Consider the following 10,643-nt stretch of genomic DNA (forward strand, 5'->3'; position numbering starts at 1 on the left):
AGTGAGGTAAAATGATACAGGGAATATGAAAGTAATAGTACAGTTTTTCCTTGCTTGAGAATTGATGTAAAAGCTGAAATCAAGCTTGTACTAATAAAACCTATATTTGAGGTGAAGAAGATGAAACGAATTGGAGTTCTAACAAGTGGCGGCGATGCGCCGGGAATGAATGCTGCAATCCGCGCTGTCGTTCGAAAAGGAATTTATCACGAATTGGAACTGTATGGCATCAAGTACGGTTACCAAGGATTGATGGAAGGCCGTATCGAAAAAATGGAAATCGGTTCTGTTGGTGACATTATACAGCGAGGCGGAACAATGCTTTATTCAGCCCGAAGTGATGAGTTTAAAACGAATGAAGGTCAGGAAAAGGCAATTGAGCAATTGAAGAAGTTTGGAATTGAAGGCCTCGTGATTATCGGCGGTGATGGAAGCTTCCTCGGTGCAGATGCACTTACAAAAAAAGGCTTCCCTTGTATTGGTGTTCCAGCCACGATTGATAATGATATTAAGGGCACGGATTTTACAATCGGTTTTGATACTGCATTAAATACCGTTATTGAAGCAATCGACAAAATCCGTGACACAGCTACTTCGCATGAGCGTACCTATATCATTGAAGTAATGGGTAGAGATGCAGGAGACCTGGCATTGTGGGCAGGACTTGCTGGAGGAGCGGAAAGCATCATTATTCCAGAGGATACAGAGGATTTTGAAACAATAGTTGACCGTTTGAAGCGTGGTCACCAACGTGGGAAGCGGCATAGTATTATACTTCTCGCTGAAGGGGTAGGCAGCGGTTTTGAATATGGTCAAAGAATAGAAGAGGCGACACAACTGGAAACGCGTGTGACCGTTCTCGGTTATATTCAACGGGGCGGCTCACCTACTGGAGCAGACCGCGTGCTTGCAAGCAGGCTCGGTGCTCGTGCAATCGAGCTTTTAATGAAAGGGAAAGCGGGTAGAATGGTTGGTATAGAGAACAATCAGCTTGTTGACTATTCTATTAGTGATATCTTTAACAAACCAAGTACAGTTCATGGAGAAATGTACAGTTTATCAAAAGAATTATCGATATAGCTTAAAACAAGGAGGAATTACATTGAGAAACACAAAAATAGTATGTACAATTGGTCCTGCTTCTGAATCGGTGGAAACATTAGAGCAATTGATGGATGCAGGGATGAACGTAGCAAGATTAAACTTCTCCCACGGTGACTATGAGGAACATGGTGCCCGTATTAAAAGCATCCGTGAAGCTGCAGCTAACCGAAATAAAAATGTTGCAATTTTATTAGATACAAAAGGTCCGGAAATCCGTACAAACCAATTCAAAGATGGAAAAGCTGATATCCAAGCCGGCAGTACCGTTTATATCGCAATGGATGAGGTTGAAGGAAATGCAGAGCGATTTTCTGTTTCCTATCCTGGATTGATCAATGACGTTGCGGTTGGTTCGAAAATTTTACTTGATGATGGATTAATCGAACTTGAAGTTGTTTCAATCGATAAAGAAAACAATGAAATTGCAACAAGAGCTTTGAACTCTGGAGAAATTAAAAATAAAAAAGGTGTAAACGTACCAAACGTATCGTTGAACCTTCCGGGCATGACGGAAAAAGATAAAGAAGATATTATTTTCGGTATTAAAAATAATGTTGATTTCATTGCACCATCTTTTATCCGTCGTGCATCTGATGTACTTGAAATTCGTCAAGTACTGGAAGAACATCTTGGCAACCGCATTAACATCATTCCTAAGATTGAAAACCAGGAAGGTGTAGACCGTATTGATGAGATATTAGAAGTAAGTGACGGTCTTATGGTTGCTCGTGGGGATCTTGGTGTGGAAATACCAGCTGAAGATGTGCCACTTGTACAGAAGGAACTAATCAAGAAATGTAACCTTGCTGGTAAACCGGTCATTACAGCTACACAGATGCTTGATTCGATGCAGCGTAACCCGCGCCCTACACGTGCAGAAGCTTCCGACGTGGCGAATGCGATTTTTGACGGAACTGATGCCATCATGTTATCTGGTGAAACAGCAGCAGGTATGTATCCTGTTGAATCGGTACAGACAATGAATAACATTGCTTTAAAAACAGAATCTGCACTTCAGCATAAAAATATTTTAAGCGAGCGCTCCAAGCTTGTTGAAATGACGATTACAGAGGCTATTAGTCAATCCGTAACGCATACGGCGATGAACTTGGATGTTCAAACCATAATTACTCCAACAGAAAGCGGGCATACAGCACGAATGATTTCTAAATATCGTCCAAAACAGACGATTTTAGCTGTTACGTTCAATGAACGGGTAAACCGTCAACTCGCTCTTGTTTGGGGAGTCTACCCAGTTCTTGGTGAAAAGACAAGCACTACCGACGAAATGCTAGATGTGGCAATTGAGCGTGCATTATCATCCGGTATTTGCAGTCATGGTAATCGTGTAATTATTACAGCAGGTGTTCCGGTTGGTGAAAGTGGAACAACGAACTTATTAAAGGTCCATATTATTGGTGATGTTCTTGCAAAAGGTCAGGGAATCGGCCGCCAGAGTGCTTATGGTAAAGCAGTAATTGCCCGTAACAATGAAGAGGCTATCCAAAAAGTTTCTTCCGGTGATATTCTTGTTACCCATGGAACAGACCGTGATATGATGCCAGCAATTGAAAAAGCAGCAGGACTTATCACTGTAGAAGGCGGATTAACTTCCCATGCGGCAGTAGTCGGCTTAAGCTTAGGAATTCCTGTTATCGTTGGAGTGGAGAATGCTTTAGAACTGTTGAAAGATGGTCAAGATATAACAATCGACGGTACAAAAGGCGATATTTACGATGGCCACGCAAGCGTATTGTAATTTTTATTAAAGTAATAAGCAATGCTTTTCCTTTGGGGAAAGGCATTGCTTATTCTTCTATACCCAACAATCACTTAAAAAATTAAGTGAAATACTTTCATTCAGCGTAAGTGTCCGAAACTTTCTACTGGAGGTCCGCAGTCCAGACACCTCTCGCGCCTGCTGAGCGACCGTCAAGCCTCCTCGCGCTGAGCACTAAGGGGTCTCGCCAGGCTTACTTCCGAACAGGAAGTTCTAATGCCGTTGTTGGTCACAGGACGTGACCGTTCTTAGCCGGCCTTCAGTAGGAGTCTCGAGGTGTCTGGACTGCTACCAGGAAAGGTCGAATTTAGATCACTGTTTATTATTCCAAAGATATAATTTTTATCGTGATATAGCACTGGAATATATGCGATTAATAATAATCATCTTTACCAGTTCAGTTGCCCGGGGGACGGTGACTCCTGCGGGAATAGCACGAGTCTGGAAACCCCGCAGGGCGGCGGCCCGAGGAGCTCTAGCAGTGCCTAAGGATGCGCATCCGTCCCCCGGGCAACTGAACGGCGATTAGAGAGCAAACTATGAGAACGTGCAAAACCCTTGCGCTGAATGAAAGTAATAGTATTTTTGTAAAAGTTTTGTGTGGTTTGGTCAGCTGGTTTGGGCTATGAAAATTGGATGTTATGCTATCAAGTTAGAATGAAAGGTTGTGAAGAAGATGCGGATGTTTTTAATTGGCTTACTCATATTCAGCTTGCTCGAAATCGGATTACTCGTTTGGGCAGGCAGTCATATAGGGGTCTGGTGGGTATTATTTCTAATCGTATTCACCGCTTTTCTTGGTTTGATTTTTGGCAGAATTCAAGGATTTGGAACATGGAATCGAGTGCTTCGATCCATGGAGAGACAGGAAGTGCCGACTGCTGAAGTGACAGATGGTCTCTGCATTCTTATTGGAGCCTTTTTGCTCATTACGCCGGGTTTTATTTCCGATTGTATAGGATTGATTTTACTTCTGCCATTCACTAGGAATTTACTGAAGCGTTATATTGCAAGACTCCTTCATAGGTTTGTGCAAAAAGGTACAATCATTTACCGCCGTTTTTAAATATCTCCATTGACATAGTTGATCAACCAGCGGAAAAAACCGGAATCGTACATTCCCTTAAATAATACAATAAATATTGGTGCGAGAATTAATCCAGTGATTCCAAATACTTTGAGTCCGATAAAGGCAGCCATCAGCCAGACGAGCGGATGAATGGCTAGATTCATGGAGTATATTTTCGGTTCGATTAATTGTCTTACTATGATTACAATGCCGTACATTACAGCAAGTCCAATCGTCAGGCTATAATTTTCCGATAAAAAGGAATAGCCAATCCATGGGATGAATAATAGGCCTGTTCCGACAAAAGGGATTAACTCGACAATTATCATAAGTAATGCAATCGTTAAAGCATGTTCGACCCCAATTAATAATAATCCGAAGAATATAATATGAAAGGAAATCGTAACTAGAATAATTTGTGCTTTCACATATCCGAATGTTGATCGCTTTACGTAATAGGTAAGATGTTGCAAGCCTTTATTCCATCTAGTTGGAAAGCGTTCTGCAACAAATGTTTTCACACGAGGAAAATCAGCCGATAATAGAAAACTTGCAAACAAAATGAAGAAGGTAACGGTAAGTGCTTCCGGGATCACAGCAAGATTACGCGGCAGTGCCAATAATAGCTGTTGAAAAAAAGCGCCAACCAGACTGCCGATATCCTGAAATAAATTGCTGAAATACTCTTGAATGAAAAGTTGATCACTTGGTGATAGCTCATTGAAGAATCGAAAAATCTGTTCATAAAGCGGCACAATATTTGATTGGAAGTAATATTCCACGATTGCACCAAAATGTTGGAACTGTCCCGGCAAAATGTCTGCAAGGTAGGTAACACCTTCATAAATCTCTGTCACGACAAGAAATAGTATGCCAACCATCAAGAACAATAAAATTAAAAGAATAACAATACTAGCAAAAGGGCGAGGGAATTTAGCTTTTTCTTGCAGGAATTTTACCCCAGGTTCCATGAACGATGTTAATAAAAAAACACATATGGCCGGGATCATAATGGAAAATGTATAACGGATAACGAAATAGCTGCCGATACAAACTAGTAAAATGATGCAGCTTTTTAATATTTTTGATAAAATTGACTTGTCCATAGAAATCCCCCAAATAATTCTATCTTTAAGAGGTTGTTTCACCACATGTTATTAAGATACATATGCGAGCAGGTGAAAAATAAGACTGCAATACAAGGAATTTAGCGGTCTTTTATAGTATTTAAGCACTTTCAATTCACTTTAACCCGCAATTACTATATAATTAAATTTGGGGAAGACAATATTATATCAAAACAGCACTAGATAGATTTTGAAAATTGACTAACTATGCAAAAGAAAGCCGTTACATATAATATTGTCATTGAGTGAATGAACATATAGAAAAGGAGAGGTTTAAGTATGACAACTACAAAGGGGTTAGAAGGTATAGTAGCAGCCGAATCATCGATTAGCTCAATTATTGATGACCAACTTACTTATGTTGGGATTCCAATTGATGACTTAGCAGAAAATGCAAGCTTTGAAGAAGTAGTCTATCTGCTTTGGCATTTAAAACTGCCGAATAAGACAGAATTAGAAGAATTACGTAAAGAGCTAGTCGAACATATGAAAGTTCCAGAAGGCTTGATTAATCATTTTAAATCTTATGACTTGAAAGCTGTTCATCCAATGGCAGCACTTCGTACGGCAATATCTTACATGGGGCTCAGCGATCCGGATGCAGACCAAGTCGACGCAAAAACAAATATGAAGAAAGCAATTCGTATTCAAGGGAACATGGGCGCAATTGTGACAGCGTTCGCAAGACTTCGTAATGGAAAAGAACCTGTACAGCCAATACCAGAATATACATTTGCTGAGAACTTTATTTACATGTTAAATGACAGAGATCCGAAAGATATTGAAGTAGAGGCAATTGATAAAGCGCTTGTCCTTCATGCTGATCACGAGCTTAATGCTTCAACATTTACAGCTCGCGTTTGTGTCGCTACATTATCCGACATGTATTCCGGTATCACTGCAGCGATTGGGGCACTGAAAGGACCACTTCACGGTGGTGCGAACGAGGCAGTAATGAAAATGCTGAGTGAGATCGGTGAAGTAGACAATGCACTCCCATATATCAAAGAAAAACTAGCGAATAAAGAAAAAATTATGGGTATGGGCCACCGTGTATATCGTAACGGGGATCCGCGTGCAAAGCATTTGAAAGAAATGTCCAAACAACTGACTAATTTAATCGGTGAAGAGAAATGGTATGAAATGAGTATTAAAATTGAAGATTACATCAAAGAGGAAAAAGAGTTGCCTGCGAACGTTGACTTCTACAGTGCATCCGTTTACCATAGTTTAGGAATTGACCATGATCTATTCACTCCGATATTCGCAGTCAGCCGTACATCTGGATGGCTTGCACATATTCTGGAACAATATGAAAATAATCGCCTGATTCGTCCGCGTGCAGATTACGTTGGACCGAAGCATGCAAGGTTTATTCCACTTGAAAATCGTGAGTAATTAAGTTATAGATAGTTAATAGGAATAGCTGGATATCTTTCCGGCTATTCTTGATGAATACATATAGGAGGTTGTTGTAATGACACAGGGAGAAAAGATTGTAGTAGAAAATGGAGAACTAAAAGTACCAAATAATCCAATTGTACCTTTTATCGAAGGGGATGGAACTGGTCCGGATATTTGGGCAGCAGCAAGCAGAGTAATTGATGCTTCTGTTGAGAAAGCATATGACGGAGAAAAGAAAATCGATTGGCTCGAAGTATATGCTGGGGAAAAAGCATATAATAAATTTGGCGAGTGGCTTCCACAGGAGACGCTTGATAAAATTGATGATTACAAAATTGCAATCAAAGGTCCATTAACAACGCCAATTGGTGGTGGATTCCGTTCCTTGAACGTAGCATTGCGCCAAGAGCTGGACTTATACACATGCTTGCGCCCGGTTCGTCACTTCAATGGTGTTCCTTCACCAGTAAAACGACCTGAAGACGTAGATATGGCTGTTTTCCGTGAGAACACAGAAGATATTTATGCGGGTATCGAGTGGGAAAAAGGCTCTGACGAAGTGAAAAAAGTAGTTGATTTCTTACAAAATGAAATGGGTGTAAAAAATATCCGTTTCCCAGAAACCTCTGGTATCGGTATCAAGCCAGTTTCTGAAGAAGGAACGAAGCGTCTCGTTCGCTCGGCAATTGAATATGCAATAACAGAAGGACGCAAGAGTGTTACACTTGTGCACAAAGGAAACATTATGAAGTTTACAGAAGGTGCATTTAAACAGTGGGGCTATGAAGTAGCTGAAGAGGAATATGGCGACAAAGTATTCACTTGGGATGAATATGACCGTATTGTAGAAAAAGAAGGAAAAGATGCTGCAAACAAAGCGCAAGACGAAGCAATTGCTGCCGGCAAGATTCTAGTTAAAGATGCCATTGCCGATATCTTCTTGCAGCAGATCTTAACTCGTCCAAGAGAGTTTGATGTCGTAGCTACCATGAACTTGAACGGTGACTATATTTCTGACGCACTTGCTGCACAAGTAGGTGGAATCGGAATTGCTCCAGGAGCAAACATCAACTATAGCACGGGTCATGCAATCTTTGAAGCAACACACGGTACAGCACCTAAGTATGCTGGCTTAGATAAGGTTAATCCTTCATCTGTCATTCTATCAGCAGTTCTCATGTTAGAACATTTAGGCTGGAGAGAAGCAGCAGACTTGATTACAGCTTCCATGGACAAAACAATTGCGTCCAAGGTTGTAACTTATGATTTCGCTCGTCTCATGGACGGAGCAACTGAAGTGAAATGTTCCGAGTTCGCAGATGAACTAATCAAAAATCTATAAGAACAATTAATCAAACCACCATTTTATGTCGTTTTCATAGAATGGTGGTTTTCCATTAGAAGAAAAGGTCTTTCCGGGATCCGCAGCCCCGATACCTCTCGCTTTCCGTGGGCAATGAAGAATTGCAGTTCATTCTTCACTGCTGGTGAAGCACTAAGGGGTCTCACCTAGGCCTGTCCTCCCACAGAATGCTCGAGGTATCGGGACTGCTCCCAGGAGATATTCTAGTTAGAACTTCTGTTCATGTTATTTTGTATTGGATTACAAATCTTTATAAAAATAGGTAGCTTTATCTTAGCGGAAGAAATATACGGAGACTCCTGCTGGAAAGCGGAGACGATGAGACCCCGCGGAAAGCGTAGTGTATTTCTGGAGCGATAGACATCTTTCATACTAATTTACTGTAAACTTAATGAATTTCATAATACGTATTTAATGCTTCACCATCACCATATGTAGTTGAGCTGGTTCGTTCCCAACTACATATGGTGATGGAATAGCCGACTTTGGTAATTATGAAATTCATTCAACTATGTTAAGATTTCTTAATAATATGTTATTTGATATACGCCAGAGCGGTTTAAATGATATGATAGAAACGTATAGATAGATTACTAGTTGTTAAAGGGGACGAGAAATCAATATGAGTCAAAAAGTTCTTATCGTGGATGATGAAAAGCCTATTGTTACATTATTAAAATATAACTTGGAAAAATCCGGCTTTGTGACTGACGAAGCCTATGATGGTCTAGAGGCTGTCCGCAAAGCAGAAACGCAAAGATTTGATTTAATTGTACTTGATTTAATGCTCCCAGGAATGGACGGTATCGAAGTCTGTAAACAATTACGAAATAATAAAATTGATACACCAATTCTTATGCTGACGGCAAAGGATGAAGAATTTGATAAAGTTCTTGGACTAGAACTTGGAGCGGACGATTATTTAACAAAACCGTTTAGCCCGAAAGAAGTCATTGCAAGAATCAAAGCTATTTTACGGCGAGCAACGAAAACGAACCAAAATCATTTCAGTTCCATCGCCATCGGCAATTTGGTTATTTATCCGGAAAGATATGAAGCAGAACTAAATGATAAAACAATAACGTTTACGAGAAAAGAGTTTGAATTACTTTATTACCTTGCTAAAAACAAAGACAAAGTGATTTCACGTGATCAGCTGCTCAGTGGGGTGTGGGACTATGATTTTGTAGGGGATACACGGATTGTTGATGTGCATATTAGTCATTTACGAGATAAAATTGAACCTGATACGAAGAAACCAATTTATATCAAAACGATTCGGGGATTAGGTTATAAAATGGAGGAGCCCGCTAAATGAGTGGGCCTTTTTCTAAAGTATTACTCTCCTACATGGTTGGTTTATTTATTATCGTACTTATTGCTGGGTTGATTATTTCTACTCTTGTCGAAAATATAATTTTTTTGATTGCTGTACTTGTCATTGTCTTTGTTTCTATCAGTGTTCTTTTTATTCGAATTTATAATGATTATATTTTACCGATTGAACAGGCATCAGACACAATTAATGAAATTGGCAAAGGGAATTACCGAGCAAGATTTCACAATACGAGGAATCCACTGCACAGTAAATTAAGTACAAATATTAATAAGCTAGCTAGAGAACTGACAGAGTTTTCTCTTCAAGAGCAAATTCAATCTGAACAGCTTTCGACGCTTATTGATAATATGGCAAGCGGACTTGTTTTGCTTGATGAGAGAGGATATATTCATCTTGTGAATCGAAAATTTATCGATTTGTTCGGTAAAACGGAAAAAGATTATGTCGGTTACTTATATTATAATGTGTTAGAAAATGAGACACTGCAAGAGACGATTCAAAAAGTGTTTCTTTATGAGGGAAGAGTAAAAGATACCTTCAAACACTATATCGGGATTGAGAATATGTATATTGAGATCTCAGGAGCCCCGATCATCAATGAACGGAATATTCTTAAGGGAGCCGTACTTGTACTTCATGATATAACGGAATTGAAGAAATTGGAAGGTATGCGAAAGGACTTTGTCGCTAATGTGTCCCATGAATTACGGACACCGATAACTTCAATTAAAGGATTTTCAGAGACATTATTAGATGGAAACCTTGATGACTTGGAAGCGGTAAGTCAATTCCTGCAAATTATTTATCATGAGAGTAATCGGATTCAAATTTTGATTGAAGATCTGCTTTCTTTGTCGAAATTGGAAAGTGAGAGTTTCAGACTCGTCCTGCATAAAATAAATGCTCCAGAGTTGGTGGAATCACTCATGCCGGCGCTAGTCTTTAAGGCGGAACAAAAGGATATCTTCTTCACAACGGAAGTGGAGGATATCCAGTTTAAAGCGGACAAGGATCGGATTAGCCAGGTTATCATCAACCTTGTGAATAATGCCTTGAATTACACGCCAGAAAAAGGGGAAGTTTCCTTAAGTATCTTTAAGGCGGGGAGCCAAGTGAAAATTGAAGTTCGTGACACAGGAATTGGTATCCCGGAGGATGAATTACCACGTGTGTTTGAACGATTTTATCGCGTCGATAAAGCTAGGGCAAGAGATTCGGGAGGTACTGGTTTAGGACTGGCCATTGTGAAGCATATTGTTGAAGTGCATGACGGAGAAATACGAATCGATAGTGAACCAGATCAAGGTACAATCATTACGGTCTGCCTTCCAGAGGCTGGGACAAAACCCCAGTAAATAGAAAATCGCTTCGCGCAAAAAGCGTGAAGCGATTTTCTATTTACTCTTATTTTACTCAACAAAAAGGACACCTTTTGATAAAATTAAAGTTACCACAAC

9 protein-coding genes are annotated in these 10,643 nt (G+C 39.9%); 7 read left to right on the forward strand and 2 right to left on the reverse strand.

What is annotated here, in order from left to right:
- The first annotated feature begins 120 nt into the window (after positions 1-120).
- The 3 genes from pfkA (at position 121) to LZD48_RS09410 (ending at position 3,950) form a co-directional block, all read left to right on the forward strand.
- The gene (gene pfkA, locus LZD48_RS09400) at positions 121-1,080 is read left to right on the forward strand and encodes a 6-phosphofructokinase (RefSeq protein WP_235762477.1); all 960 of its coding nucleotides are present in this window, start codon (positions 121-123) and stop codon (positions 1,078-1,080) included.
- Between the two features lie 22 nt (positions 1,081-1,102).
- Positions 1,103-2,863, forward strand: coding sequence for a pyruvate kinase (pyk, locus tag LZD48_RS09405; protein WP_235762478.1), 1,761 nt, complete (start codon positions 1,103-1,105; stop codon positions 2,861-2,863).
- Positions 2,864-3,560: 697 nt separating this feature from the next.
- Positions 3,561-3,950, forward strand: a complete 390-nt coding sequence (locus LZD48_RS09410; RefSeq protein WP_235762479.1) for an FxsA family protein — start codon at positions 3,561-3,563, stop codon at positions 3,948-3,950.
- On the opposite strand, the gene ytvI is transcribed toward LZD48_RS09410, so the two are convergent.
- Entirely contained in the window at positions 3,947-5,059 is a 1,113-nt protein-coding gene (gene ytvI / locus LZD48_RS09415) for a sporulation integral membrane protein YtvI (protein WP_235762480.1), read from the reverse strand. The genes LZD48_RS09410 and ytvI overlap by 4 nt on opposite strands.
- Positions 5,060-5,359: 300 nt before the next feature.
- Here ytvI and citZ point away from each other — a divergent pair, with 300 nt between their 5' ends.
- Together citZ and icd are read left to right on the forward strand one after the other, a co-directional pair.
- Positions 5,360-6,478, forward strand: a complete 1,119-nt coding sequence (citZ, locus tag LZD48_RS09420; protein ID WP_235762481.1) for a citrate synthase — start codon at positions 5,360-5,362, stop codon at positions 6,476-6,478.
- Between the two features lie 79 nt (positions 6,479-6,557).
- Positions 6,558-7,826: an NADP-dependent isocitrate dehydrogenase gene (icd, locus tag LZD48_RS09425; protein WP_235762482.1), complete on the forward strand. Its 1,269-nt coding sequence runs from the start codon at positions 6,558-6,560 to the stop codon at positions 7,824-7,826.
- Between the two features lie 23 nt (positions 7,827-7,849).
- On the opposite strand, the gene LZD48_RS09430 is transcribed toward icd, so the two are convergent.
- Positions 7,850-7,993 (reverse strand): hypothetical protein, encoded by a 144-nt coding sequence (locus LZD48_RS09430; RefSeq protein ID WP_235762483.1) that lies wholly within the window; start codon positions 7,991-7,993, stop codon positions 7,850-7,852.
- A 476-nt stretch (positions 7,994-8,469) separates the two neighbouring features.
- On the opposite strand from LZD48_RS09430, the gene LZD48_RS09435 reads away from it, so the two are divergent.
- Together LZD48_RS09435 and pnpS are read left to right on the forward strand one after the other, a co-directional pair.
- A complete protein-coding gene (locus LZD48_RS09435; protein ID WP_235762484.1) occupies positions 8,470-9,165 on the forward strand; it encodes a response regulator transcription factor in 696 nt (231 codons plus the stop codon).
- Positions 9,162-10,541, forward strand: coding sequence for a two-component system histidine kinase PnpS (gene pnpS / locus LZD48_RS09440; protein ID WP_235762485.1), 1,380 nt, complete (start codon positions 9,162-9,164; stop codon positions 10,539-10,541). Before LZD48_RS09435 ends, pnpS begins: the two co-directional genes overlap by 4 nt.
- Positions 10,542-10,643: the final 102 nt, after the last annotated feature.

The organism is Oceanobacillus alkalisoli (assembly GCF_021556485.1).
Lineage (GTDB): Bacteria > Bacillota > Bacilli > Bacillales > Amphibacillaceae > Oceanobacillus > Oceanobacillus alkalisoli.